Source organism: Mycobacterium sp. 1164985.4, assembly GCF_001668575.1.
Classification (GTDB): domain Bacteria; phylum Actinomycetota; class Actinomycetes; order Mycobacteriales; family Mycobacteriaceae; genus Mycobacterium.
Genome location: NZ_LZMD01000046.1, coordinates 115,668 through 140,695 on the forward strand (window position 1 = coordinate 115,668; position 25,028 = coordinate 140,695).

The 25,028-nt window shown below is 64.7% G+C and carries 24 protein-coding genes; 16 read left to right on the top strand and 8 right to left on the bottom strand.

What is annotated here, in order from left to right; genetic code table 11:
- Positions 1–32: 32 nt before the first annotated feature.
- Together A5650_RS06905 and A5650_RS06910 are read left to right on the top strand one after the other, a co-directional pair.
- The gene (locus tag A5650_RS06905; RefSeq protein ID WP_067287963.1) at positions 33–752 is read left to right on the top strand and encodes an acetoacetate decarboxylase family protein; all 720 of its coding nucleotides are present in this window, start codon (positions 33–35) and stop codon (positions 750–752) included.
- Positions 749–1,957: a cytochrome P450 gene (locus A5650_RS06910; protein ID WP_067287966.1), complete on the top strand. Its 1,209-nt coding sequence runs from the start codon at positions 749–751 to the stop codon at positions 1,955–1,957. The genes A5650_RS06905 and A5650_RS06910 overlap by 4 nt, the downstream gene beginning before the upstream one ends.
- Positions 1,958–2,076: 119 nt before the next feature.
- Here the strand turns inward: A5650_RS06910 and A5650_RS06915 are convergent, their stop codons facing one another.
- Positions 2,077–2,877, bottom strand: coding sequence for a crotonase/enoyl-CoA hydratase family protein (locus A5650_RS06915; RefSeq protein WP_067287970.1), 801 nt, complete (start codon positions 2,875–2,877; stop codon positions 2,077–2,079).
- A gap of 33 nt (positions 2,878–2,910) precedes the next feature.
- Here A5650_RS06915 and A5650_RS06920 point away from each other — a divergent pair, with 33 nt between their 5' ends.
- Both A5650_RS06920 and A5650_RS06925 read left to right on the top strand, forming a co-directional pair.
- Positions 2,911–4,599 (top strand): acyl-CoA synthetase, encoded by a 1,689-nt coding sequence (locus A5650_RS06920; protein WP_197500576.1) that lies wholly within the window; start codon positions 2,911–2,913, stop codon positions 4,597–4,599.
- A 5-nt stretch (positions 4,600–4,604) separates the two neighbouring features.
- Positions 4,605–5,726: an NAD(P)H-dependent flavin oxidoreductase gene (locus tag A5650_RS06925; RefSeq protein WP_067288473.1), complete on the top strand. Its 1,122-nt coding sequence runs from the start codon at positions 4,605–4,607 to the stop codon at positions 5,724–5,726.
- 35 nt (positions 5,727–5,761) lie between these two features.
- Here the strand turns inward: A5650_RS06925 and A5650_RS06930 are convergent, their stop codons facing one another.
- From A5650_RS06930 to A5650_RS06950, 5 genes are all read right to left on the bottom strand, one after another.
- Positions 5,762–6,904, bottom strand: a complete 1,143-nt coding sequence (locus A5650_RS06930; RefSeq protein WP_067287975.1) for a glycosyltransferase — start codon at positions 6,902–6,904, stop codon at positions 5,762–5,764.
- Complete coding sequence (locus tag A5650_RS06935) at positions 6,879–7,478, bottom strand: TetR/AcrR family transcriptional regulator (RefSeq protein WP_197501805.1); 600 nt, start codon at positions 7,476–7,478, stop codon at positions 6,879–6,881. Before A5650_RS06935 ends, A5650_RS06930 begins: the two co-directional genes overlap by 26 nt.
- Before the next feature lie 109 nt (positions 7,479–7,587).
- Positions 7,588–9,093 carry a long-chain-fatty-acid--CoA ligase FadD17 gene (fadD17, locus tag A5650_RS06940; RefSeq protein WP_082950638.1) on the bottom strand — a complete coding sequence of 502 codons (1,506 nt, stop codon included), beginning with the start codon at positions 9,091–9,093 and terminating at the stop codon, positions 7,588–7,590.
- A gap of 1 nt (position 9,094) precedes the next feature.
- Entirely contained in the window at positions 9,095–10,192 is a 1,098-nt protein-coding gene (locus A5650_RS06945; RefSeq protein WP_067288091.1) for an acyl-CoA dehydrogenase family protein, read from the bottom strand.
- An 11-nt stretch (positions 10,193–10,203) separates the two neighbouring features.
- The gene (locus A5650_RS06950) at positions 10,204–11,385 is read right to left on the bottom strand and encodes an acyl-CoA dehydrogenase family protein (RefSeq protein ID WP_067288094.1); all 1,182 of its coding nucleotides are present in this window, start codon (positions 11,383–11,385) and stop codon (positions 10,204–10,206) included.
- Between the two features lie 145 nt (positions 11,386–11,530).
- On the opposite strand from A5650_RS06950, the gene A5650_RS06955 reads away from it, so the two are divergent.
- From A5650_RS06955 to A5650_RS07010, 12 genes are all read left to right on the top strand, one after another.
- Positions 11,531–11,722, top strand: coding sequence for a ferredoxin (locus tag A5650_RS06955; protein WP_067288097.1), 192 nt, complete (start codon positions 11,531–11,533; stop codon positions 11,720–11,722).
- Positions 11,723–11,767: 45 nt separating this feature from the next.
- Positions 11,768–12,682, top strand: coding sequence for a 3-oxoacyl-ACP reductase (locus tag A5650_RS06960; protein ID WP_067288100.1), 915 nt, complete (start codon positions 11,768–11,770; stop codon positions 12,680–12,682).
- 263 nt (positions 12,683–12,945) lie between these two features.
- The gene (locus A5650_RS06965) at positions 12,946–13,707 is read left to right on the top strand and encodes an MlaE family ABC transporter permease (RefSeq protein WP_064399178.1); all 762 of its coding nucleotides are present in this window, start codon (positions 12,946–12,948) and stop codon (positions 13,705–13,707) included.
- On the top strand, positions 13,707–14,549 hold the full coding sequence (locus A5650_RS06970; RefSeq protein ID WP_064399177.1) for an MlaE family ABC transporter permease: 843 nt from the start codon (positions 13,707–13,709) through the stop codon (positions 14,547–14,549). The genes A5650_RS06965 and A5650_RS06970 overlap by 1 nt, the downstream gene beginning before the upstream one ends.
- A gap of 14 nt (positions 14,550–14,563) precedes the next feature.
- On the top strand, positions 14,564–15,754 hold the full coding sequence (locus A5650_RS06975; protein WP_067084288.1) for an MCE family protein: 1,191 nt from the start codon (positions 14,564–14,566) through the stop codon (positions 15,752–15,754).
- Positions 15,754–16,788, top strand: coding sequence for an MCE family protein (locus A5650_RS06980; protein WP_067084286.1), 1,035 nt, complete (start codon positions 15,754–15,756; stop codon positions 16,786–16,788). The genes A5650_RS06975 and A5650_RS06980 overlap by 1 nt, the downstream gene beginning before the upstream one ends.
- On the top strand, positions 16,781–17,827 hold the full coding sequence (locus A5650_RS06985) for an MCE family protein (RefSeq protein ID WP_067084284.1): 1,047 nt from the start codon (positions 16,781–16,783) through the stop codon (positions 17,825–17,827). Before A5650_RS06980 ends, A5650_RS06985 begins: the two co-directional genes overlap by 8 nt.
- A gap of 8 nt (positions 17,828–17,835) precedes the next feature.
- Entirely contained in the window at positions 17,836–19,251 is a 1,416-nt protein-coding gene (locus A5650_RS06990; RefSeq protein ID WP_067084282.1) for a virulence factor Mce family protein, read from the top strand.
- Positions 19,248–20,444 carry an MCE family protein gene (locus tag A5650_RS06995; protein ID WP_067084280.1) on the top strand — a complete coding sequence of 399 codons (1,197 nt, stop codon included), beginning with the start codon at positions 19,248–19,250 and terminating at the stop codon, positions 20,442–20,444. Before A5650_RS06990 ends, A5650_RS06995 begins: the two co-directional genes overlap by 4 nt.
- Positions 20,444–22,189, top strand: a complete 1,746-nt coding sequence (locus A5650_RS07000; protein WP_064399171.1) for an MCE family protein — start codon at positions 20,444–20,446, stop codon at positions 22,187–22,189. The genes A5650_RS06995 and A5650_RS07000 overlap by 1 nt, the downstream gene beginning before the upstream one ends.
- Positions 22,189–22,881 carry an Rv1363c family protein gene (locus tag A5650_RS07005; protein WP_082950639.1) on the top strand — a complete coding sequence of 231 codons (693 nt, stop codon included), beginning with the start codon at positions 22,189–22,191 and terminating at the stop codon, positions 22,879–22,881. Before A5650_RS07000 ends, A5650_RS07005 begins: the two co-directional genes overlap by 1 nt.
- Complete coding sequence (locus A5650_RS07010; RefSeq protein ID WP_064399170.1) at positions 22,881–23,369, top strand: hypothetical protein; 489 nt, start codon at positions 22,881–22,883, stop codon at positions 23,367–23,369. The genes A5650_RS07005 and A5650_RS07010 overlap by 1 nt, the downstream gene beginning before the upstream one ends.
- On the opposite strand, the gene A5650_RS07015 is transcribed toward A5650_RS07010, so the two are convergent.
- Together A5650_RS07015 and A5650_RS26690 are read right to left on the bottom strand one after the other, a co-directional pair.
- Entirely contained in the window at positions 23,356–24,837 is a 1,482-nt protein-coding gene (locus A5650_RS07015; RefSeq protein ID WP_067288103.1) for an alpha,alpha-trehalose-phosphate synthase (UDP-forming), read from the bottom strand. The two genes, A5650_RS07010 and A5650_RS07015, sit on opposite strands and share 14 nt — an antisense overlap.
- A complete protein-coding gene (locus A5650_RS26690) occupies positions 24,838–25,002 on the bottom strand; it encodes a hypothetical protein (protein WP_090279904.1) in 165 nt (54 codons plus the stop codon). It abuts the gene before it with no gap.
- Positions 25,003–25,028: the final 26 nt, after the last annotated feature.

Below are 25,028 nucleotides of genomic sequence, written 5' to 3' on the forward strand. Positions count from 1 at the left end.
TTGTTGTCTACCCGGCGTTCTAGATTGACGCGATGACCCAGCACACCATCGCGGGCACGGTGCTCACCATGCCGGTGAAAATCCGCAAAGCGCACCAGCACATGGCGATGTTCTCGGTGAACGCCGACGCCACCCAACGCATGATCGACTACAGCGGACTGAAGGTCTGCCGGTTCCTGCCGGGACGCGCGATCGTGGTGCTGATGCTGATGCGCTACGAGGACGGCGACCTCGGCCAGTACTACGAGTACGGCACGAACGTGATGGTGAACCCGCCGGGATCGGATGCGTCCGGGCCGCGAGCCCTGCAGTCGGCGGGCGCGTTCATCCACCACCTGCCGGTCGATCAGGCCTTCACTCTGGAGGCCGGCACCAAGATCTGGGGTTATCCGAAGGTCATGTCGGAGTTCACGATTCGTGACGGGCACACCTACTCTTTCGACGTCAGCATCGACGGCCAGTTCGCGGTCGGCATGGATTTCCGGCCCGGCTTCGCTGCTCCGTCGGCGTTCACGTCGAAGCCGCAGGCGCACCCCACCTACTCGTGCCGCGACGGGGTCCTGCGCCGGACCGTCGGCGAGATGAGGCTGAGCGACGTGCGCTACCGGCCGGGCGGCGCCCGGGTCCGGCTCGGCGAACATCCCTATGCGAAGGAACTGGCCTCGCTAGGCTTTCCCAAACGCGCGTTGCTCTCCAGTTCGGCTGGGAACGTGGAGATGTCGTTCGCGGATGCAGAGGAGCTTCGGTCGTGACTGTTACGGCACCGCAGACCAAACCGGACGTCGACCTCACCGACGGCGCCTTCTACGCCGGCGACTCGCGGTCGGTCTACAAGTGGATGCGCGATAACGAGCCGGTCTTCCGCGACCGCAACGGATTGGCCGCCGCCGCAACCTATGCCGCGGTGATCGAGGCCGAACGCAATCCCGAGTTGTTCTCCAACGCCGGGGGCATCCGACCCGACCAGCCGGGCGTCGAGATGATGATCGAGATGGACGACCCGCAACACCTGTTGCGGCGCAAGCTCGTCAACGCCGGCTTCACCCGCAAGCGGGTCAAGGACCTTGAGGGCTCGATCGCAAACCTGTGCGACACGCTGATCGACAACGTGTGTGAGCGCGGCGAGTGCGACTTCGTCTGGGACATCGCGGCGCCGCTGCCGATGGCCGTCATCGGCGACATGCTCGGGGTACGTCCCGAAGAACGCGAGATGTTCCTCAAATGGTCCGACGACCTGGTCAGCTTTCTGAGCAGCACCGCGGACCCGGAGCAGTTCCAACTGACGATGGACGCGTTCGCCGCCTACAGCGAGTACATGATGGGCATGATCGCGGCCCGCAAAGAAGAGCCGACCGACGATCTGGTCAGTGTGCTGGTGCACTCCGAGGTCGAGGGCAGCAAGCTCGAGGACCATCAAATCGTCACCGAGGTTCTGCTGCTGTTGATCGGCGGCGACGAGACCACCCGGCACACGCTGTCCGGCGGCACGCGGCAGTTGGTGCTGCACCCCGATCAGCACCGGCGGCTCGCGGCCGATCTGTCGTTGCTGCCCAACGCGATCGAGGAGATGCTGCGGTGGACGGCGCCGGTGAAGAACATGGCGCGGACCGTCACCGCCGACACCGACTTCCATGGGACCGCCCTCAAGGAGGGCGAGAAGATGATCCTGCTGTTCGAGTCGGCCAACTTCGACGAGGCGGTTTTCGAGAATCCCGAGTCGTTCGACATCGAGCGCTATCCGAACAACCACCTGGCGTTCGGCTTCGGCACGCACTTCTGCCTGGGCAACCAGCTCGCGCGACTCGAGCTGTCGATCATGCAGACCAAGCTGCTGCAGCGGCTTCCGGACCTGCGCCTGGCGTCCGACGGTGAATTGCCGTTGCGTCCAGCCAATTTCGTGAGCGGTCTGGAACAGATGCCGGTGGTGTTCACGCCGTCGGCGAAAGTCCTCAGCTGACACCTGCCGCTGGCGGCGCTCAGGGCGCCGTCTGTGAAACCACCGACGGAAGCCGGCCTGAACCGTCGTACGTTGCACAAACGGGCGAGGGCGCGGCCCGGCCCGACCGGCCCGCTGCGCTACTTCATCTGGAAGTTCGGGGCCCGCTTTTCCTTGAACGCCCGCGGGCCCTCCTTGGCGTCATCGCTGAGGAACACCGGGATGCCGTTGGCGGTATCGGGCTTGAACGCCTCGTTCTCGTGCATGCCCTCGGTCTCGCGGATGGTCTTCAGGATCGCCTGCACGGCCAGCGGGCCGTTGTTGTTGATCACCTCGGCGATCTCCAGCGCCTTGTCCAGCGCGGTTCCGTCCTGCACCACGTAGCCGATCAGCCCGTACTCCTTGGCCTCGGCGGCGGTGATGTGCCGCCCGGTCAACAGCAGATCGCACGCGATGGTGTACGGAATCTGGCGCACCAGCCGCACCGCTGAGCCACCCATCGGGTACAGGCTCCACTTGGCCTCGGAGATGCCGAACTTGGCGCTCTCGCCCGCGATGCGGATGTCGGTGCCCTGCAGGATCTCGGTGCCACCGGCGATCGCCGGGCCCTCGACCGCGGCGATCAGCGGCTTCGTCAGCCGTCGCCCCTTCAGCAGCGCGTCGATGCGCGACGGGTCGTAGCTGCCGTCCTTGAACGAGTCGCCCGGTGGTTTGGCCGTCGCAGCCTTGAGGTCCATGCCCGCACAGAAGTAGCCGCCGGCGCCGGTGAGGATGCAGGTGCGGATCTCGGGATCGTTGTCCACGCGGTCCCAGGCCTCGACCATGATCGAGAGCATCTCGGTCGAGAGCGCGTTGCGCGCCTCCGGCCGGTTCAGCGTCACGATCAGGGTGTGTCCGCGCTGCTCAATGAGGGCGTCGGGGCCCTTCTGGGGATCACTCACAGGGGTTCGCCTTCCAGCGTCGATGCCACAGACTTGTCTGGAAATGTAACACGTTCTAGTTTAGGTTCCGTGGCCCTGAACATCGCTGATCTAGCCGAGCACGCCATCGACGCTGTGCCAGACCGTGTCGCCCTCATCTGCGGCGACGACCAGCTGACGTATGCCCAACTGGAGGAGCAGGCCAACCGGTTGGCCCACTACCTGCTGGACCAGGGCGTCAAGAAGGACGACAAAGTCGGCCTTTACTGCCGCAACCGCAACGAGATCGTCGTTGCGATGCTGGGCATCGTCAAGGCCGGGGCCATCCTGGTCAACGTCAACTTCCGCTACGTCGAGGGCGAGCTGAAGTACCTGTTCGAAAACTCCGACATGGTCGCGGTCGTGCACGAGCGCCGCTACGCCGACCGCGTCGCGAACGTGCTTCCCGAGACCCCCGCGGTCAAGACCGTCCTGGTGATCGAGGACGGCAGCGACGACGACTTCGAGCGCTACGGCGGCGTCGAGTTCTACTCCGCCCTCGAACAGGGTTCACCGGAACGTGATTTCGGACCGCGCAGCGAGGACGACATCTACCTGCTGTACACAGGCGGCACCACCGGCTTCCCCAAGGGCGTGATGTGGCGCCACGAGGACATCTACCGGGTGTTGTTCGGCGGCACCGACTTTGCCACCGGTGAGTTCGTCAAGGACGAGTACGACCTGAGCAAGGCGGCAGCGGAGAACCCGCCGATGATCCGATACCCGATCCCGCCGATGATCCACGGCGCCACCCAGTCGGCGACCTGGATGTCGCTGTTCTCGGGTCAAACCACCGTGCTGGCACCGGAATTCGACGCCGACGAGGTGTGGCAGACCATCGAGAAGCACAAGGTGAACCTGCTGTTCTTCACCGGTGACGCGATGGCACGTCCGCTGCTCGACGCGCTGACCAAACTGCACGATGCCGGTCACGAGCCCGACCTGTCTTCGCTGTTCCTGCTCGCGAGCACGGCCGCGTTGTTCTCGACCAGTATCAAGGAGAAGTTCCTCGAACTGCTGCCCAACCGGGTGATCACCGACTCGATCGGATCCTCGGAGACCGGTTTCGGCGGCACCAGCATCGTCGCAAAGGGGCAGTCGCACACCGGCGGTCCGCGGGTGACGATCGACCACCGCACCGTCGTCCTCGACGAGAACGGCAACGAGGTCAAACCCGGCTCGGGTGTGCGCGGGTTGATCGCGAAGAAGGGCAACATCCCGGTCGGCTACTACAAGGACGAGAAGAAGACGGCGGAGACGTTCAAGACGTTCAACGGAATTCGCTACGCCATCCCCGGCGACTACGCGGAGGTCGAGCCCGACGGCACCGTCACCATGCTCGGCCGCGGCTCGCAGTCGATCAACAGCGGCGGTGAGAAGATCTACCCCGAAGAGGTCGAGGCCGCGCTCAAGGGGCACCCCGACGTGTTCGACGCCCTGGTGGTCGGCGTTCCCGACGAGCGCTACGGCCAGTGCGTCGCGGCGGTAGTGCACCGCCGCCCGGGCACCAACCCGACGCTGGCCGAACTCGACACGTTCGTGCGCCGTGAGATCGCCGGATACAAAGTGCCGCGCAAGATCTGGTGGGTCGACGACATCCACCGCACGCCGGCCGGCAAGCCGGACTACCGGTGGGCCAAGGACATCACCGAAGAGCGCGCCGCCGATGAGGTGCATGCCAACCACGTGGGGTCGGCGTCGTGACCGGGATGCGCACCGAACTCTGCGATCGGTTCGGCATCGAGTACCCGATCTTCGTCTTCACGCCGTCGGAGAAGGTCGCCGCTGCGGTCAGCAAGGCCGGCGGGCTCGGCGTGCTGGGCTGCGTGCGGTTCAACTCGGCCGACGATCTCGAAGACGTGTTGTGCTGGATGGATGAGAACACCGACGGCAAGCCGTACGGCGTCGACGTGGTGATGCCCGCCAAGGTGCCGCAGGAGGGCACAGTGGTCGACATCAACAAGCTGATCCCGCAGAGCCACCGCGACTTCGTCGACAAGACCCTTGCCGACCTTGGTGTTCCGCCGCTTCCCGAGGATGAGGCGCGCAACGAGGGCGTGCTCGGATGGCTGCACTCGGTGGCACGCTCACACGTCGAGGTCGCGCTCAAGCACCCGATCAAGCTGATCGCGAACGCTCTCGGCTCGCCGCCGAAGGACGTCATCGACCAGGTCCACGCCGCTGGAGTTCCCGTCGCGGCGCTGGCCGGCAGCGCCAAACACGCACAGCGGCACGTGGACAACGGCGTCGACATCGTTGTCGCCCAAGGGCATGAGGCCGGTGGGCACACCGGCGAGATCGGCTCGATGGTGCTGTGGCCGGAAATCGTTGACGCGCTTGATGGTAAGGCCCCCGTACTGGCCGCCGGCGGCATCGGCACCGGCAGGCAGGTGGCCGCTGCGCTCGCGCTCGGCGCCTCGGGTGTGTGGATGGGTTCGGCGTTCCTGACGTCGGCCGAGTACGACCTCGGGCATCGCAAGCCCGGCGGCATCTCGACGATCCAGGAGGGGCTGCTGCGGGCGACCTCGGCCGACACCGTGCGCCGCCGGATCTACACCGGTAAGCCCGCTCGCCTGCTCAAGACGAAGTGGACCGATGCGTGGGACGCCCCAGACGCGCCCGAGCCGTTGCCGATGCCGCTGCAGAACATCCTCGTCAGCGAGGCGCACCAGCGCATGAACGAGTCGGACAACCCCGACACCGTGGCGATGCCCGTGGGGCAGATCGTCGGCCGGATGAACGAGATCCGCCCGGTCGCCGACATCATCGCCGAGTTGGTGCAGGGCTTCGAGGAGGCCACCCGGCGCCTCGACGGCATCCGCGGCGACTAGGCCTCATCTCCGCGACGGGGCGGTCAGAAGCTCGCCTAGCTCTGGCGAGTGGGAATGCCGCGATCGTCAGTATTGGCAAGTCCCGTGCGCCGGCCGACGAACTCCTCGACGGCGTCGGCGGCAACGACCGCGCCGTCGCGGCGGCGGATCCGATCACCGATCTCGGCGGCGGCCTGCCGGTAGCGGGACTCGGCGAGCACCGACGTCACCGCGGCTCGAATGCGTTTGGGCCGCGCGTGTTTGCCGAGCAGCCGGCCCGCACCCGCGCGTGCCACCGCTTTCCCGACGCGTTTCTGGTCGATGAAGGGATTGGCCGGCATCACCACCACTGGGACCCCGAACGACAACGCCCGCATGGTGGTGCTGTGCCCGCCGTGGCCCACGACCGCCGATGCGTCGGCGAGCACCTCGTCATGGTCGAGCCAACCGTGGACGCTGGCGTTCGGCGGAATCCGCAGGCGTGAGGCGTCGATGCCGGGGCCGGTGGTGACGATTGCCTCGACCGGGAGCGGCGCCAGCGCATCGACGATGCGCTGGAGCATGCGTCGCTGTCCGGCGAACGCGCATGTGCTGAGGCTCACCAGGATTCGTGGTACCTCGGCCGGTCGCGACTTCTTCGGCGTGCCTTGCCACACAACGCCGACGTGACGGACCGACGGGTGACCATGCGCGGGATCGAGATGCGCGTCGGCGCTGACGATCTGCAACACGCTGTCATCCTCGGTGGGATGCGGTGCGACACCACGCAGCTTCAGTATCCGTCCGGCGGGGCTGGCCATGAAGTCTTGGACGGCCCTGTAGAAGCAGTGCACGAACACGACTGTCGGCAGTCCCGACTTCACGATTACCGCGATTCCGGCTCCGAAGAGCATGTCGATGACCACCGCATCGCTGCCGTGTCGGCGCGCCGCGTCGACGACGGCTTCGCCGATCCGGGGATCTCCCATCACCCGAACGAAGTCGATCATCATCGAGGCGAGCGGACGCTGGGTCGTGGAGTTCATGTCAGGTCCACGATCGAACTGCTCGAATGAGAGGCCTTCCTGCTCAGCGTATTTCCGTACGCCGGGATGGCCGACCACGAGGATTTGCGCGCCCCGCGCGCGAAGGGCGCATGCGACCCGCAGCTGGGGCGCGACGTTACCGCCGCCGTCAGCGATGGCGAAGAGAAGTTTCATGGGCCAGCACCGCCTCGGTCAGGAGCAGAATGCGATCGCGCACCTCGGGTACGGACAACTTGCGATCGCGCCGAAGGATCTTCCAGCAGTACACGTCGGTGGCGACCACCAACGCGTCGACGACCCTTGAACGCGTGTCGTGATCGGAGGGGAGGTGCTCGCCGAAAACCTCTTCCACCCACGCCCGGTGTGTCAGGCGGCCCGTGGCGTTCATCCGCCGGGCTCGCGCGTCACTGTCCTCCTGGGCGAGCATGGCGAGCACCACGTCGCCGAGCCGCTCGTAATGAGCGATGAGGGCGTCGAGTGCGGAATCGATGTCCCCCGGGGGCGACGTACGTTCGGCAATCGCTTCGTCGTACGCGCGCTGAAACGCCGCGTCGAGCAGGTCGTCACGACTACCGAAGTGTCGCAACACCGTCTTGACCGTGACCCCGGCCCGTTCGGCCACGGCGGCGAGCGTGACCCCGAACGAGCGTTGCGCCATACACGCCTGCACGCAAGCGTCGATGATCGCGTCGCGGGTGCCGAGTTTGGCCGCCTCGCGGGTGCTCATGTCGTACTTGCGCGTTTTCATGTCCATCCCAATGTACATCGAATGGGCATTCGTGTCCATAGCCAAGGACATCAATTACTGCAGTGTTATGCGCCGGCGGTCGCGGTCTTCGATCGAAGGCCGAACAGCATCAGCGCGGGATCGGATACACCGCGTCCGCGCAGTCGGTGCCTTCGGCCGACAGCCGCCGCTTGATCACCTTGAACGTCTCGGTGCGGGGTAGCGCCGCGCTCACACGCACGTACGACGGCCACTGCTTCGGGCCGAGATCGGGCTGCGACGCGAGGAATTCGCGGAACGTGTCGACGTCGAAATCTGCCCCCTCGGTGAGCGTCAACGCCGCCATGACCTGGTCGCCGACATCGGGCGCGGGTATCCCGTAGACCGCGACCTCGACCACGTCCGGATGTCGCAGCAGTACACGCTCGATGGGCGCCGAGCCGAGGTTCTCGCCGTCCACCCGCATCCAGTCGCCGAGCCTGCCCGCGAAGTACGCGTAGCCGTTCTCGTCGCGGTAGGCCAGGTCCCCGCTGTGGTACACGCCGCCGCGCATCCGCTCGGCGTCGGCCTCCGGGTCGTTGTAGTACCCCTCGAAACGCCCCGCATCCGAGGTATTCACGAGCTCACCGGTCACACCGGGCGGACACGGTTCACCGGTGTCGACGTCGATGATCTCGGTGCCCGGCGGCAGCGGCCCTAGTGAGCCCGGGGGAGTGTCGGGTGTGCGGGCGATCGCGATCCCGCCCTCGGTCGAGCCGAAGCCGTCCGTCACCACGGTGCCGAAACGCTTGGCGAACCGTTCGACGTCGGCCGGTGCGCCTTCGTTGCCGTACACCGCTCGCAGCGGGTTGTCGGCATCGTCCGCAAGCTCAGGTGTCGCAAGGACATACGACAACGGCTTACCCACATAATTCGCATACGTCGCCCCGAAGCGACGGACATCGGGCAGGAACTGCGAGGCCGAGAACTTGCGGCGCAACGCAAGCGAACTCTGCGAGGCCAGCGCCACGGCCCACCCGACCAGCACCGCGTTGGAGTGAAACAGCGGCATCGACACGTAGCAGACATCGCTGGGACCGAGGTCGAACCGTTGCGTCATGGTCACGCCGGCCACCGCCACCTTGCCATGGCTGCACTTGACGGCCTTCGGGTCCCCACTGGTGCCCGACGTGTAGATGAGCATGAACAGGTCGGCCGGGTTGGCCTCGCGCACCACGACGGGCTCGTCGGCGAACGCCGCCACCTCGTCGTCCCACTCCGGCGAATCGACGTCGATGTGATCGATCCCCTCGATCACCTCTCGCGCACCCGAATCGGCAAGCACGAGTTGGCAATCGGCATGGGCGATGTCCCGCTGTAGCGCGGGTCCACGCCGCACTGGGTTGAGGCCTACCGGCACGATTCCCGTCAAACCCGCGGCCGCCAGCACCGCCGAGAAGAACGGCGTGTTCTGCAGCAGCACCCCGACGTGCGGAGGGCGTCCGGGATCGAGGCGGGCGCGCAGCGCGGCGGCGATCGCCGCGGCATTGCGCAGGTGGTCGCGCCAGGGGGTGAACGTCTCCTCGAAGAGCACCCCGCGATCGTCGACGTCAACCAGCGGCGCCAGTAACTCGGCGACCGTCGGCAGCTTGGTCACATCACGCGGGCGTATCGGCCAACTCCCGGCCGATACGCAGCAGTTGCCCCGTCGCGCCGCCGACCGCGAACTCGGTCTGCTTGGCCGCCAGGAAATACCGGTGCACGGGGTGGTCGATGTCTATACCGACACCGCCGTGAACGTGCACCGTGGTGTGCGCGACGCGGTGCCCCGCTTCGGCGGCCCAGAACGCCGCGGTGTTGACGTCGACGTCCGCTGGAAGATCCTCGGACAACCGCCAGGCCGCCTGCGTCAGCGTGAGTCGAAGCGCCTTGACGTCGATGTAGCCGTCGGCCAGCCGTGACGACACGGCCTGGAAACTGCCGATCGGCCGGTCGAACTGCTCGCGTTCACGGGCATATGCCGCGGTGAGCTCGAGTGCGCGGTCGAGCACCCCGAGCTGAAAAGCGCTGCGGCCCAGCGTCGCCCGGGTGATCAGCCATGCGACCGCATCATCATCGCCGACCGCGCGGCCTGCGTCGACCTGAGTGCCCCGCAGTTCCACGTGTCCTGTGCTGCCGTGGCCGGTGGTGTCCAACGGCTCGACCGTCACGCCAGGGTCGCTCGCGGAGACGAGGAAAAGTGTGGGGCCCGAGTCTGTTTCGGCCGGGATCAGGAACGCGTCGGCGACCGGCCCGAAGGGCACTTGAGTACGAGATCCGGTGAGCCGGTAACCGCCCTCCGAAGATTGCGCCTGCACGGGCCCCTGACCCATTTCGCCGTCGAGCGCGACGGTGAGGATCTTGTCGCCCTTGATAGCGGGCACCGCCCACTCCTGTTGCAGCGCCTCGGGTCCGAACTCGGTCAGCGTGCCGGCGCCCAAAACGACCGACTCCAGATACGGCACCGCGGACAGCTGCCGACCGAGTGCGACCAGGATGGCGACCTGTTCGAGCACCCCGAACCCGCCGCCGCCCACCGACTCGGGAGCGGCAGCCGAGAGCACGTCGGCCTCGATCAGCTTTCCCCACAGCGTTTTGTCGAACCGTTGGTCAAGGCCGTCCAGTTCCCGCTGGCGTTCTGAGGTCACGACCGAATCGACGATGGTGCGCACCAGGCCGCCGAGGTCTTCGGACGCTTCGGTTGTCTTGAAGTCCATGGTGAGTCTTCCTATCGATTCACTCGGGGCAGGCCCAACGCGACCATGCCGATGATGTCGCGCTGAATCTCGTTGGTGCCGCCGCCGAAGGTGAGGATCAGGCAGCTGCGGTGCATCCGTTCGATCCGTCCGCGCAGCAGCGCGCCCGGCGAACCGGGACGCAGCGTGGCCGCCGTGCCGAGCACCTCCATCAGCAGGCGATAGGCCTCGGTCGCCAGTTCGGTGCCGTACACCTTGGCCGCCGATGCGTCGGCGGGGGAGGGCGCGGCCTCGTCGGAGGACGCCAGTTCCCAGTTGATCAGCTTGAGCACTTCGGCCTTGGCGTGCACCCGGGCCAGGTTGAGCTGTACCCACTCTGAGTCGATCAACCGTTTGCCGTGCACATCCTTGGTGTTCTGGGCCCACTCGCGAACCCCATTGAGCGCCAAAAAGATCGGCTGGGCCGATACGAGTGCCACGCGCTCGTGGTTGAGCTGGTTGGTCACCAGCTTCCACCCGGCGTTCTCCTCGCCGACAAGGTTGGTGACCGGCACCCGCACGTCCTGGTAATAGGTGGCGCTGGTGTCGACGCCCGCCATCGTATGCACCGGCGTCCAGGAGAACCCCTCCGCGGTGGTGGGCACGATCAGCATCGAGATCCCGCGGTGCTTCTTGGCCTCGGGATTGGTGCGCGCCGCCAGCCACACGTAGTCGGCGTAGGCGATCAGGCTGGTCCACATCTTCTGACCGTTGATCACGTAGTCGTCGCCATCGCGAACCGCGGTGGTGCGCAGCGAGGCCAGGTCGGTACCGGCGCCGGGCTCGGAGTAGCCGATCGAGAAGTGCAGTTCGCCGGCGGCGATCTTGGGCAGGAAGAATTTCTTCTGCTCGTCGCTGCCGAAGTGCATGATCGTCGGCGCGACGCTGTTGATCGTCAGGAACGGCACCGGCACGTTCGCGATCGCGGCCTCGTCGTTGAAGATCAACCCGTCGATGGGCGGGCGCTCCTGGCCGCCGAACTCCGTGGGCCACGACAGCGTCAGCCAGCCGTCCTTACCCATCTGCGCGACGGTCTCGCGGTACACATTGCCGCGGCCCATCTCACCGTCGTTGGATGCCAGAGCCTCGGCACGCTCGGGCGTCATGAGCTTGGTGAAGTAGGAGCGCAGCTCGCGACGCAGCTCTTCCTGCTCTGGGGTGTAGCCGATCCGCATCGCCTTGTCCTAACTTCTCTAGAGGCACGAAGTGGCATACCGGGAGTCAGCCCCGATTCCCTCCCGGTTGTAACACGTTCTAGTCTTGGGGTCCAGGCCGGTGCCACACTGGGCTCGGAGCAGCTTTGACCGCGAGGAGGTTGTGATGAGGGTGGAAGTGGATCGGGACCGGTGCGAGGGCAACGCCGTTTGCGTGGGAATCGCGCCCGACCTGTTCGATCTCGACGATGACGACTATGCGGTGGTCAAACTCGACCCGGTACCAGCCGACCAGGAGGAACTGGCCGAGCAGTCCATCGCCGAGTGCCCGAGGGCTGCGCTGCTTCGCCGAGACTAGAGGTATTCATAAATTGACGATGCACACGGGCATACGAGGAGCGGCATGACTACAGACCCCAACGACCTGTCCGGCCGCGTAGCGGTGGTGACCGGAGCGGCCGCAGGCCTGGGGCGCGCGGAGGCGATCGGCCTGGCCCGGGCCGGGGCCACCGTCGTCGTCAACGACATCGCCGCCGCGCTCGACAAGTCCGACGTGCTGGACGAGATCTCGGCCGCCGGCTCGAAGGGCGTCGCGGTGGCGGGCGACATCAGCGCACGCTCGACCGCCGACGAACTGGTCGAAACGGCCGACGGACTCGGAGGCCTCGGCATCGTCGTCAACAACGCCGGCATCACCCGCGACCGCATGCTGTTCAACATGTCCGACGAGGACTGGGATGCGGTGATCGCCGTGCACCTTCGCGGGCACTTCCTGCTGACCCGCAACGCCGCCACGTACTGGCGCGCGAAAGCGAAGGACAACAACGGCCAGGTCTACGGCCGCGTCATCAACACCTCGTCGGAAGCCGGGCTGGTGGGGCCGGTCGGGCAGGCCAACTACGGCGCCGCCAAGGCCGGCATCACCGCGTTGACGCTGTCGATGGCCCGGGCCCTGGAACGCTACGGTGTGCGGGCCAACGCCATCGCGCCCCGTGCCCGCACCGCGATGACCGCGGACGTGTTCGGCGAAGCACCGGAATTGAGCGAAGGCCAGATCGACCCGTTGTCACCCGACCACGTCGTGAACCTGGTGCGCTTCCTGGCCTCCCCGGCAGCCGAAGCGGTCAACGGTCAGCTCTTCATCGTCTACGGTCCTACCGTGACACTGGTGGCAGCGCCGACGGTCGAGGCGCAATTCAGCGCCGAAGCCGATGCCTGGGACCCTTCGAAGCTGTCCGCGACCCTCCAGGAGTACTTTGCTGGACGCGATCCGCAGAAGTGTTTCTCGGCCACCGCGCTGATGAATCAGCAAGACTGACGGTCTCGTTCGTTACGGCCGAGCTCGACTAGAACACGTTCTAGAATGAGCTGCGTCACACTTGCCCTGACCAGCACAAAAATCACATTTGTGACTCCATTTTCGGAGCTTTGACACTCCGAACGTGTTCTAGTTAGTATGATCCGGCTCACTGAGAGCAACGCTGAGCCAAGGGGTGGGAAGTCCGCCGTGACAACGTATTTCACCTCTTCGCCACGAAGACGACGCGCCGAACATCCCTTCCCCCGAGAACGGAGCAAAGGTTGATCAAACAGCTCACGGTCCCGACGCGGGCCGTGGGCGGCTTCTTCGAGATGTCCTTGGAAACGTTCCTCAAGATCTTTCGACGCCCCTTTCAATTCCGTGAGTTCCTCGAGCAAACATGGATGATCGCGAAGGTTTCGCTCGTTCCGACCCTGCTGATTTCGATTCCATTCACAGTGCTGGTCGCGTTCACCCTCAACATCCTGTTGCGAGAGATCGGTGCCGCGGACCTGTCCGGGTCCGGCACCGCGTTCGGCACGGTGACGCAGCTCGGCCCAATCTCGACCGTGCTCGTCATCGCCGGCGCCGGTGCGACGGCAATCTGCGCGGACCTGGGCGCCCGCACCATCCGTGAAGAGATCGACGCGATGCGGGTGCTCGGCATCGATCCCATTCAACGGCTGGTGGTGCCGCGCGTGCTGGCGTCGACCACGGTGGCGCTGCTGCTCAACGGTCTGGTGATCGCGATCGGCCTGGTCGGCGGCTATGTGTTCTCCGTACTACTGCAGGGTGTGAACCCCGGGGCCTTCATCAACGGCCTGACCATCCTCACCGGGCTCGGCGAGTTGGTGATCTCCGAAGTCAAGGCCCTGCTGTTCGGCGTAATGGCGGGACTCGTCGGTTGCTATCGCGGACTCACCGTCAAGGGTGGACCCAAGGGGGTCGGAGAGGCCGTCAACGAGACCGTCATCTATGCCTTCATCTGTCTGTTCGTGATCAACGTACTTATGACCGCAATCGGCGTTCGGGTGCTGGGCTGATGAGCTACGACGTGTCGCTGAGAATGCGGCGGGCGCTCGAACGGGTGCCCAAGGCCGTGGATACCTTTGGCGAGCAGGCGTTGTTCTACGCCGAGTCGGTGCGGTACATGCCGAACGCGGTGCGTCGCTACGGCAAGGAAACGACCCGGTTGATAGCCGAGATGACCCTGGGCACCGGTGCGCTGATCCTGATCGGTGGCACGGTCGGTGTCGCTGCCTTCCTCACGCTGGCGTCCGGCGGCGTCATCGCCGTGCAGGGCTACGAGTCACTGGGCAACATTGGCATCGAGGCGCTCACCGGGTTCCTGTCCGCCTATCTCAACGTGCGCATCGTTGCGCCGATCATCGCCGGTATCGCGCTCGCGGCCACCATAGGCGCAGGTACCACCGCGCAACTGGGCGCAATGCGCATCTCCGAAGAGATCGATGCGGTCGAATCAATGGCCGTGCACTCGGTGTCCTACCTGGTGTCCACCCGCATCGTCGCCGGCCTGATTGCGATAATCCCGCTGTATTCGTTGGCCGTGCTGGCCGCGTTCTTCTCGGCTCGCACCATCACCGTCTACGTCAACGGACAGTCGGGCGGTCTCTACGACCACTACTTCAATACGTTCCTGATACCGAACGATCTGTTGTGGTCTTTCGCTCAGGCGATCGTGATGGCGGTCGCCGTGATGCTCGTCCACACCTACTACGGCTACAACGCTTCGGGCGGACCTGTCGGCGTTGGCGTCGCGGTGGGTAAGGCGGTTCGGACTTCGCTGATCGTCGTCGTCATCATCACCTTGTTCATCTCCTTGGCCGTGTACGGTGCCACCGGCAACTTCAACCTGTCGGGTTAGAGGAGAGAGAAACCATGTCGAGAAAGTCCGCGATCAGGATCGCCGCCGCAGTGCTGGCGGCGATCCTCGTGGCCTTCTCGGTGTTCACCTATCTCTTTTACACCGCGGCGTTCACACCGACCGAGTCTGTGGTGGTCACCTCTCCGCGGGCCGGTTTGGTGATGGATCCCGACGCCAAGGTCAAGTACCGGGGTGTTCAAATCGGCAAGGTCGAAGACATCTCGTACACCGGCGATCAAGCGAAGTTGACGCTCGCGATCAACACGCGCGAGCTGCGCTTTGTCCCCTCGAATGCGCCAGTGCGTATCGCCAGTACCACGGTATTCGGCGCGAAGTCGGTGGAATTCCTTGCCCCCGATCAGCCGTCGGGAACGCCGCTGCGCGCCGGCGCCGTGGTTCAGGCCGAAGCAGTGCAGCTGGAAGCCAACACGCTGTTCCAGACCCTGATAGATGTCCTGAACAAGATCAACCCCATACACCTGAACGCGTCTATGTCGGCGATCGCGGAAGGCCTGCGTGGTCACGGTGACGATTTCGGCTCTACCATAGCGGGTTTGAATCAGTACCTCACCGAACTGAATCCGAAGCTGCCGCAAGTGGAGTCGGTTATCGGGCAGACGGCCACGGTGGCCAACATCTATGGCGATGCCGGCCCCGACCTGGTGACTGTGATCGACAACGTGCCGACCATCAGCGCGACGGTCGTCGATCAGCAGGAGAACCTGAACGCGACGTTGCTTGCGACGATCGGCCTGGCGAACCAGGGCGCCGATACTTTGGAGCCGGGGGCAGACGATTACATCGCTGCGATCCAGCGGCTACGAGCGCCATTGAAGGTGTTGGGAGACTATTCGCCGGAATTCGGCTGCATAATACAAGGAGTTGCGATCGGCAACGAGCGGGGACAGGCCGTCGTCGGTGGCCTCAAACCCGGCGCAATGGTCAGTTCCAGCTTCGTACTGGGCGTGCCGTCGTATACGTATCCGGAGAGCCTGCCGATTGTGAATGCAACGGGTGGTCCGAACTGCCGCGGCCTCCCGAACATCCCCAGCAAGATGTTTGGCGGCTCGTGGTTCAGGTCGCCGTTCTTGGTTACCGACAACGCCTACATCCCGTACGAGCCGTTCACCGAAGTGCAGGTCGACGCTCCGTCCACTTTCCAGTTCCTCTTCAATGGCGCGTTCGCAGAACGGGACGACTTCTGATGGGCCACCGCGGAACCCTGGCCAAGGTCAGCATCTTCGTCGTGGTCATGCTGATGGTTGCCGCAGGTTTGGTCGTGATCTTCGGAGAGTTCCGGTTCGCTTCGACCAACAGCTACCACGCCACGTTCAGCGACGCCTCGCGACTCGAGAGCGGCAGCGACGTGCGGATCTCGGGGGTGCCGGTGGGCACGGTCGAAGGTGTGAAGCTGAATCCCGACAACACCGTCGATGTGGCGTTCACCCTCGACAAGAAGTACCAGATGTATACGTCGACGCGGGCCGTGATCCGCTACGAGAACCTGGTCGGCGACCGCTTCATGGAGATCACCTCGGGCCCGGGCGAACTGCGAAAGTTACCACCGGGCGGTATGGTCTCCATCAACCAGACCCAGCCGGCGTTGGATCTCGACGCCCTGCTCGGTGGCCTGCGCCCGGTAGTCAAGGGCCTCAATGGCGAGCAGGTCAATCAGATCAGCAATGCGATTCTCGAGTTGCTTCAGGGCCAGGGCGGTGCGTTGTCTCAATTGCTCTCGGAGACAGGATCCTTCAGCAAGACCTTGGGTGATCGCTACCAGGTGATCTCTGAGGTCATCCGCAATCTCAACGAGGTGCTCGGCACCGTTGACGAGAAGAGCGTGGAGTTCGATGCCAGCGTGGACGAACTCCAGAAACTCGTCAGCGGACTGGCGGAGGGTCGAGACCCGATCGCCGGAGCGATTCCGCCGCTGGCGTCAGCGGAAACGGACCTCACCGACATGTTGGTCAAGTCGAGACGGCCGCTACAGGGCGTACTCGAGAACCTTCGCCCGCTGGCGACCGAGCTCGACGACCGTAAGGCCGAGGTGAATTCGGTCATCGAACCGCTGGCAGAAAACTACCTGCGACTCAATTCCCTTGGCGCGTACGGCTCGTACTTCAACTACTACATCTGCACGGTGAGGCTTAAATTCAACGGTCCTGCGGGCAGCGACATCTTCCTGCCGATCGGCGGCGTGCCGGATCCATCGAAGGGCAGGTGTTCAGACAATGGATAAGACGTTACGGGCGGGAATCTTCGGAATCGCGGTCGTGGTGTGTGTCTTGCTCGTCGCGTTCGGCTACAGCAACTTGCCGTTCTATCCGCAAGGCAAGTCCTACGAGGCGTTCTTCGCTGACGCCGGTGGAATCTCGCCGGGTAACGACGTCAACGTCTCCGGCATCACGGTGGGCAAGGTGACCGGCGTCGGCCTGGCCGGCGACGTCGCGAAAGTGACGTTCACCGTGGATCGAGACGTCAGGCTGGGGGATCAGACTATGGTGTCGATCCGGACCGACACTGTTCTGGGGGAGCGATCGCTCGGGGTCACTCCGCAAGGCAGCGGATCGGTGACGTCGATTCCGCTGGCCCGCACGACGGTTCCGTACACATTGAATATGGCATTGCAGGATCTCGGCCAGAACTCCGCTTCCCTCGACAAGAACCAGTTGACCCAGGCGCTGCGGGTCCTGACCGACTCATTTCGCGACGCGACACCTGAGCTTCGCCGCACGCTCGACGGGGTGGCGGAGTTGTCGCGCAGCATCAACGCCAACGATGAAGCGCTGGGCCAGCTGTTGGCACGCGCGAAGTCGGTGACCGCGGTGCTTGCCGACCGGGCCGGTCAAGTCAATCAACTCGTCACCGATGGCAATCAGCTCTTCGCCGCGCTCGATGAGCGGCGGGCGGCGCTGAGTAATTTGATCGCCGGCATCGACGACGTGTCCGAGCAGATTTCGGGGTTTGTGGCCGATAACCGCCGCGAGTTCGGTCCGGCGCTGAAGAAGCTGAATTTGGTTCTGGACAACCTACTTGAACGCCGTGAGCACATCAGTGAAGCGATCAAGCGGTTGCCGCCGTACGCCACCGCGCTCGGCGAGTCGGTCGGGTCGGCTTCCGGATTCATGGTCAATCTGCCCAATGCGGTACCGAACAATACGCAGACGGCCCTGCTGCTGGATCTTTACTTTCAGCCGGGCAAGATTCCCGACAGCCTGTCCGACATGCTGAAGGGGTTCATCAACGAGCGCCTGATCATAAGGCCGAAGTCACCGTGACCCGTTGGATGCGTTTCGCCGTCATCAGCGCACTGCTCGTGGCGCTGATCGGTGGCGTGTACGTGCTTTTGCCACGAGTCAGCACCTACACGGTGGACGGCTACTTCGCCTCGGCTGCAGGCGTGTATCCGGGCGACGAGGTCCGCATCGTCGGTGTTCCGATCGGCTCGATCGAATCGATCACGCCGCAGGCCGATGCCGTGAAGATCACCATGCGGGTGAAGGACGGCATCCAACTGCCCGCCGACGCGCGCGCGGTGATCATGGCGCCAAACCTCGTGGCAGCCCGCTTCATTCAACTCACCCCTGTCTACAAGCAGGGCCCGGCAATGGAGGATGGCGGCAGCATCGAGTTGGACCGCACTGCCGTGCCGGTGGAGTGGGATGACGTCAAAACAGAGCTGACCAGGCTCAGCCAGCAGCTCGGACCATCGGCGGGCCAAACTCACGGTCCGTTGAGTGAGTTTGTCAATCAGGCCGCCGACACCTTCGATGGCAATGGCGGCTCGTTCCGACAAGCCTTGCGCGAACTGTCTCAGACTGCAGGACGGCTGGGTGACTCGAGCCCGGACCTGTTCGGCACGGTGAAGAATCTGCAGATTCTGGTTGACGCACTTTCGAACAGCAACGAGCAAATCGTCCAATTCAGTGGCCATTTGGCCTCGGTCTCTCAGGTGTTGGCTGACAGCTCAGTGGGCCTGGACGACACGCTCGGCAGTCTCAACCAGGCCCTTTCGGACGTCCGCGGCTTCCTCAATGAGAACAACGAAGTGCTTATTGGCAGCATCAACAGGCTGGCTGACTTCACCACCATCCTCACAAACCAGACCGACGACGTCGAGCAGATCCTGCACGTCCTTCCGAATGCGATGGCGAATTTCTACAACATCTACAACCCGGCGCAGGGCACCGCGAACGGCCTCCTGGGGCTGCCGGAATTCGCCAACCCGGTGCAGTTCATCTGCGGGAACTTGGACGGCGCCGGAACGCCTGACTACGACAAGCGAGCCGAGATCTGTCGCCAGCGGATGGCTCCGGTGCTGAAGCGCCTGGCGGTCAGCTACCCGCCCTTCATGGCGCATGGAATCAATACGATCACCGCGTACAAGGGGCAGGTCATTTATGACACCCCTGCTACCGAGGCCAAGGCCAAGACCTACATCCCGTATCTGGAGTGGATACCGGCCGACGGGCGATTTCCGCCTCGTGCCGGGAACGAAGGCGACCCCAGTGCGTTGCTCCTGCCCCAGAACCCAGTTCCGGGCCCGCCGCCGCCGGCGCAGCCGTACACGCTTGGTCCGGTGGTACCGCCGCAGGGTCCGGCGCCTGGTCCTCCGCCTCTCGGTCCGGTTCCGGGGGCGCCGGCACCGGCCGCGCCCGGTCCGCTTCCGGCCGAAGCCGCTGTCTCGGGAGGTGGGGGATGACACGCCAGTCACGGGGAATGAAAGCCGGGCGCGCCGCCCGCCGGAGCCTGGCCATCAGTTCGGGTGCGGTACTGCTTGCCGGTTGCTCGTTCGGCGGCTTGAACTCGCTGAACATGCCAGGCACCGCGGGTCACGGTAAAGGCGCATTCTCGATCACTGTGGAAGTTCCCGACGTCGCCACGCTGCCACAGAATTCGCCCGTGATGGTCGACAACGTCACGGTCGGCAGCGTGTCGGGTATCGAAGCCGTTCAGCGGCCGGATGGCACTTTCTACGCGGCGGTGGAACTTTCGCTCGATCAAAACGTCAAGTTGCCGGCCAACTCAACTGTGAAGGTCGCGCAGACATCGCTGTTGGGATCGCAGCACATCGAACTAGCGCCTCCGGTTGGCCAGCCGCCGGTTGGCGAGTTGCGTGACGGGATTGAGATTCCACTGAGCCGGGGCAGCCGTTATCCGACTACAGAGGAAGTGCTGTCGGCGTTGGGTGTGGTGGTCAACAAAGGCAATCTCGGTGCGTTACAGGACATCACACAGGAGGTCTACAACGCGGTCGCCGGCCGTGAAGGCCAGTTCGCCGGTCTGATCCCGCGGCTCGCCGAGCTCGCCGCGTCGTTGAATCGGCAGACCGATGACATCATCGCGGCGGCCGAAGGCCTGAACCGATTCGCCGGAGTCCTCGCGCGTAGCAAAGACAGTCTGGGCCGCGCGCTGGACACCCTCCCAGGAGCGTTGCGGGTGCTCAACGAGAACCGTGCGACCATCGTCGATGCTTTCGCGGCCCTGCAGAGCTTCGGCACCGTCGCGTCGCGCATTCTGGCCGAAACCAAAGAGGATTTCGCCGAGGACATCGTCGATTTGTACGCGGTGATCAAACCGATCAACGACACTCGTGCGGACCTTGTGACCGCTTTGGACAGCTTGGCGACGTTCCCGTTCCCGGGCAAGAACTTGCATAGGGTGGCCAGAGGTGACTACTTCAACATCTACTCAACGTTCGACCTGACAATCCGTCGGCTCGGCGAGACCATGTTCACGACGTCATTTTTCGACCCGAACATGAAGCGCCTCGCGGAAGTCGTCAATCCACCGGAATTCCTTACCGGGGAAATGGCGAACCTGTCAGGCCAGGCCGCAGATCCGTTCAAGATCCCGCCGGGCACCGCGTCGGGTCAGGAGGTGCCGCCGGAGTAATGAGTCGAACTGCGCGAATTCAACTGTGGGTGTTCGCCGTCGTGACCGTGATCTCGGTCGGCGCAATCGCTCTGCTGTATGTACGTATTCCCGCCCGCCTGGGTTTGGGCACATATGACGTCACTGCGAATTTCGTCGCGGGCGGTGGACTGTACGAGAACGCCAACGTCACCTTCCGCGGAGTCCAAGCTGGGCGCGTCGAAGCCGTGCAGCTGACCGACGATGGTGTGTCCGCGCACATGCGGCTCAACAGCGATATCAAGATCCCGGAGAACTCCACGGCCACCGTCAAAAGCGTGTCTGCGGTCGGCGAGCAGTACGTGGATTTCGTTCCGCCCGCAGATCCTTCGACGGAGGTGCTGCGCAATGGTGCGACCATTCCGGAGGAGCGGACGGCGATACCGCAAGATGTGGCCGAGTTGTTGCGTGAGGCCGATCGATTGGTGAGCAGCCTTGACAACACCCGGCTCCAGGACCTCTTGCACGAGACCTTCGAGGCGTTCAACGGCGCCGGGCCCGAACTCGCGCGGTTGATTCAGTCCGCACGGGTGCTGATCGATGACGCCAACGCAGCCTGGCCGCAGACCTCGGCGCTGATCGACCAGGCTGGACCGTTCTTGGAGGCGCAGATACGGAGCGGCGAGGACATCCGGTCCCTGGCCGATGGCCTTGCCCGCCTGACCAACGAAGTCGCCGGAGCCGATACTCAGCTGCGTTCGCTGCTCGCGACTGCGCCCGGAGCGGCCGCAGAAGCCAGCGAAACGTTCTCGGGCATTCGCCCGTCGTTCCCGGTCCTTGCGGCCAACTTGGCCAACTTCGGCCGCGTCGGCGTCATTTACCGCAAGTCGATCGAACAGGCGCTCGTCATTTTTCCCGCGCTGCAGGCGTCCCTGCTGACGATCGGCGGCCAACTTCCCGCTGACGAGGGCGGCAAGCAGGACTTCAAGATCTCGATCAACGATCCGCCGCCTTGCAACACGGGGTTTTTGCCACCGTCGGAGATCCGCACGCCTGGCGACACGACATTGCGCGACCTCCCGACCGACTTGTATTGCAAAGTCGCGCAAAATGATCCGATGGTGGTGCGCGGGGCGCGGAACTACCCGTGCCAGGAGTTCCCCGGCAAGCGCGCGCCGACAATTGAGTTGTGCCGCGATCCGCGCGGCTACGTCCCGATCGGGAACAGCCCATGGCGCGGTCCGCCGGTACCGATCGGCACACCGATGGATGTCATGGAGGACGACACGCCCGAGGACGGACGAAATATCCTGCCGCCCAACAAGTTCCCGTACATACCGCCGGAGAACGATCCGGATCCGGGATATCCCGTCGCGCCGGGTTCGGTGCCGCCCGGGGTACAGACCGGCCCGGGACCGGCGCCGCATCAGCCTTGGCCGTATATCCCCCCACCGAACCAGGGGCCCCCGCCGCCACCGCTTACGGCCTGGATACCGCCGGCGCCCTACCCGAATGCGTGGCCTCCACCAGCCGTCCCGCCGGGGTGGGCGACTAACCCGCCGAACGTGTTTGCGGGGCCCTACGGTACGGTACCGCCGGCCCCCGCACCGCCTCCTGCACCACCGAACCCGCCGCAGGCCAGCGGAGCCGCTTACGGGACCTACGACCAGAACACGGGCGTCTTTGTGGACCCGGCCGGCGGCACCGGGGTCTACGCGCCCGGTGTCGCTGATATGCGGCCACAAGAGAATTGGGTGGATTTGATGCTGTATCCGGAGCACGTGTGATGACGTCCGCACCGACGTCCCCGGGGAAGCCCGTGCGCCGACGCGCTTCTCGACCTGCCGGTCCCGCCAACGGCACGGTGGCTGGGCCCACCGCCGTGCGCGTTCCAACAGCGGATTCCGTCGCTGAGACACATGTTCGCAAGGTCCGTAAAGCTGCGCCCCCGCCACGCCGGCCGCCGCACCGACGCTTGGTCGCAATCGTTGCACTGGTCGGCGCGTTCGTCGCGACCGGTGTACTTGGCGCCGCGGTGGCGGTACTGATCGTCCAGAGACAAGACGCAGAAGAAGCGCAAGCGCGCAACCAGCGGTTCGTCGACACCGCGACGCAGACCGTGGTGAACATGTTCAGCTTCAAGCAGGACACCATCGACGAGAGCGTGGACCGGTTCTACGAGAGCACCAGCGGGCCGTTACGCGACATGTTCAGCCAGAACAACAATGTCGAGAACCTCAAGGCGATTTTCCGGGACACCGGCGGCAGTTCGGAGACTGTGATCAACGGTGCCGCGCTGGAAAGCATTGACGACATCAGCAACACTGCAGCGGTGCTGGTGTCGGCGAGGGTCACTGCCAGTGACATGAACGGGAACAACAGGCCATCGCAACCCTACCGACTTCGCATCATCGTGCAGGAGGCCGATGACGGGCAGATGACAGCCTATGACCTCAACTACCCCAACGGTGGCAACTGATGCGTTTGATTGTGAGCGGCATTGCCGGTCTGGTGGCTGCTGCGTTCGTCAGCCTAGCCGCGCTGGGCGGCGGACTGTACTGGCAGCGGGTGGAGACGCGTGGTGAGCAAGCAGCGCGTAGCGAGCTGGGACCGCTTGCGCAGGAACAAATCCCGACTGTATTCACCTACGACTACAAGACCGTCGAGCGCAACCTCATCGATGCGTACGACCTGCTGACGCCCGGCTACCGCAAGGAGTTCGAAGACAGGGCGAAGTCCGACATAATTCCCCAGGCTCGGGCGCGCGAACTTGTAAGTCAAGCCAACGTGGTCGGCGTCGGCGTGATGGAAGCGCAGCGCGATTCGGCAGCGGTGATGGTTTACATCAACCGGACGGTCTCCGAGAAATCGAACCGTGACGAGCCAATTTATGACGGTGCGCGGCTGCGCGTGGATTATCGGCGCATCGACGGCAAATGGCTCATCGACTACATCACTCCGATTTAGCGTAGGCGGACTGCTTGTCAGGAGATCGCGTCGAGGCCAGCGCGTCGAGGAACGCCCGCGCCCACCGGTCGACGTCGTGTGCGAGCACCTGTCTGCGTAGCGCCCGCATGCGGCGCCTGCCCTCTTCCGGCGCTTGGGTCAGCGCGGCCTCGATGGCATCCTTGACGCCCTCGAGGTGGTGGGGATTGGCGAGGTAGGCCTGGCGTAATTCCGCTGCGGCCCCGGTGAACTCGCTGAGCACCAACGCACCGCCCAGATCGCTGCGACACGCCACGTACTCCTTGGCCACCAGGTTCATGCCGTCGCGCAAGGGGGTGACCAGCATGACGTCGGCGGCGACGAAGAACGCGATCAGCTCTTCACGCGGCACCGGACGGTGCAGGTAGTGCACGATGGGATGGCCGACCTCGCCGTACTCTCCGTTGATATGGCCGACCTGCCGCTCGATGTCCTCGCGCATCTCGATGTAGCTCTCGACGCGCTCCCGGCTGGGTGTCGCGAGCTGGACGAGCACGGTGTCCTCGCGGTTGGCCCGGTCCTCCTCGAGCAGTTCGGAGAACGCCTTGAGCCGCACGTCGATGCCCTTGGTGTAGTCCAGCCGGTCGACGCCCAACAGGATCTTTCGGGGGTTGCCCAGCTCGTGACGAATCTCCCTGGCGCGCTGGCGGATCGAGCGCGACTTCGCCTGTTGGTCGAGGGCCGTCGAGTCGATAGAGATAGGGAAGGCGCCAACCTTGACCGTGCGGAAGCCGACGCTCACCTCACCGAACCGCGACCGCACACCGATGGTGGCACGGGAGGTGTTGGCGCCCACCAACCTTCGGGCCAGGATGAGGAAGTTCTGCGCACCGCCGGGCAGGTGGAAGCCGACGAGGTCTGCACCGAGCAAGCCTTCGATGATCTCGGTGCGCCACGGCATCTGCATGAACAACTCGACCGGCGGGAACGGGATGTGCAGAAAGAATCCGATGGTCAAGTCGGGGCGCAGCATGCGCAACATCTTGGGGACCAACTGCAGTTGGTAATCCTGGACCCAGACCGTGGCGCCCTTGGCCGCGTGCTTGGCGGTGGCCTCCGCGAAGCGCCGGTTCACTTCGACGTAGGTATCCCACCACTCGCGGTGATAGATCGGCTTGACGATCACGTCGTGGTAGAGCGGCCACAGCGTCGCGTTGGAGAAGCCTTCGTAGTACCTGGCCACGTCGTCGGCGGACAGCTTGACCGGGCACAGGGTCATGTCGTCCTGCTCGATGGGCTGATCGTCGGCGTCCGGTACACCGGGCCAGCCGATCCACGCACCGCGCCGGCGACGCAGCAACGGCTCAAGGGCCGTGACCAGCCCGCCGGGGCTCCTCTTCCACGTGGTGCTGCCGTCGGGCAGCCGCTCCATGTCGATCGGCAGCCGGTTGGCCACCACCACGAAATCGGCGTTGCCGGAGCCGGCCCGCGGACCGTCCCCTGAACTCACTTACGCCTCGAGTTTCGAGGGCCCAATGCCGAGCATCGAGAGGAACACCCGGCACTCGTCGGCGTCTTTCGCGTACGCGGCGACGACGCGCCGCGCCTGGCGGGCAGTGCTGTCGGCGAGCGGTTCGACGTCGCCGAGCTCGGCGGGATCAGATTTCGCAGGCATACGACAACTGTATGCGAAAGGGCTGC

What these genes read in the sequence shown, in the direction of transcription:
- A5650_RS06905 (WP_067287963.1), top strand. Translation starts at nt 33, where the DNA reads ATGACCCAGCACACCATCGCGGGCACGGTGCTCACCATGCCGGTGAAA.
- A5650_RS06925 (WP_067288473.1), top strand. Translation starts at nt 4,605, where the DNA reads ATGCGCACCGAACTCTGCGATCGGTTCGGCATCGAGTACCCGATCTTC.
- A5650_RS06930 (WP_067287975.1), bottom strand. Translation starts at nt 6,904, where the DNA reads ATGAAACTTCTCTTCGCCATCGCTGACGGCGGCGGTAACGTCGCGCCC.
- A5650_RS06935 (WP_197501805.1), bottom strand. Translation starts at nt 7,478, where the DNA reads ATGAAAACGCGCAAGTACGACATGAGCACCCGCGAGGCGGCCAAACTC.
- A5650_RS06945 (WP_067288091.1), bottom strand. Translation starts at nt 10,192, where the DNA reads ATGGACTTCAAGACAACCGAAGCGTCCGAAGACCTCGGCGGCCTGGTG.
- A5650_RS06950 (WP_067288094.1), bottom strand. Translation starts at nt 11,385, where the DNA reads ATGCGGATCGGCTACACCCCAGAGCAGGAAGAGCTGCGTCGCGAGCTG.
- A5650_RS06955 (WP_067288097.1), top strand. Translation starts at nt 11,531, where the DNA reads ATGAGGGTGGAAGTGGATCGGGACCGGTGCGAGGGCAACGCCGTTTGC.
- A5650_RS06960 (WP_067288100.1), top strand. Translation starts at nt 11,768, where the DNA reads ATGACTACAGACCCCAACGACCTGTCCGGCCGCGTAGCGGTGGTGACC.
- A5650_RS06970 (WP_064399177.1), top strand. Translation starts at nt 13,707, where the DNA reads ATGAGCTACGACGTGTCGCTGAGAATGCGGCGGGCGCTCGAACGGGTG.
- A5650_RS06975 (WP_067084288.1), top strand. Translation starts at nt 14,564, where the DNA reads ATGTCGAGAAAGTCCGCGATCAGGATCGCCGCCGCAGTGCTGGCGGCG.
- A5650_RS06980 (WP_067084286.1), top strand. Translation starts at nt 15,754, where the DNA reads ATGGGCCACCGCGGAACCCTGGCCAAGGTCAGCATCTTCGTCGTGGTC.
- A5650_RS06985 (WP_067084284.1), top strand. Translation starts at nt 16,781, where the DNA reads ATGGATAAGACGTTACGGGCGGGAATCTTCGGAATCGCGGTCGTGGTG.
- A5650_RS06990 (WP_067084282.1), top strand. Translation starts at nt 17,836, where the DNA reads ATGCGTTTCGCCGTCATCAGCGCACTGCTCGTGGCGCTGATCGGTGGC.
- A5650_RS06995 (WP_067084280.1), top strand. Translation starts at nt 19,248, where the DNA reads ATGACACGCCAGTCACGGGGAATGAAAGCCGGGCGCGCCGCCCGCCGG.
- A5650_RS07000 (WP_064399171.1), top strand. Translation starts at nt 20,444, where the DNA reads ATGAGTCGAACTGCGCGAATTCAACTGTGGGTGTTCGCCGTCGTGACC.
- A5650_RS07005 (WP_082950639.1), top strand. Translation starts at nt 22,189, where the DNA reads ATGACGTCCGCACCGACGTCCCCGGGGAAGCCCGTGCGCCGACGCGCT.
- A5650_RS07010 (WP_064399170.1), top strand. Translation starts at nt 22,881, where the DNA reads ATGCGTTTGATTGTGAGCGGCATTGCCGGTCTGGTGGCTGCTGCGTTC.
- A5650_RS26690 (WP_090279904.1), bottom strand. Translation starts at nt 25,002, where the DNA reads ATGCCTGCGAAATCTGATCCCGCCGAGCTCGGCGACGTCGAACCGCTC.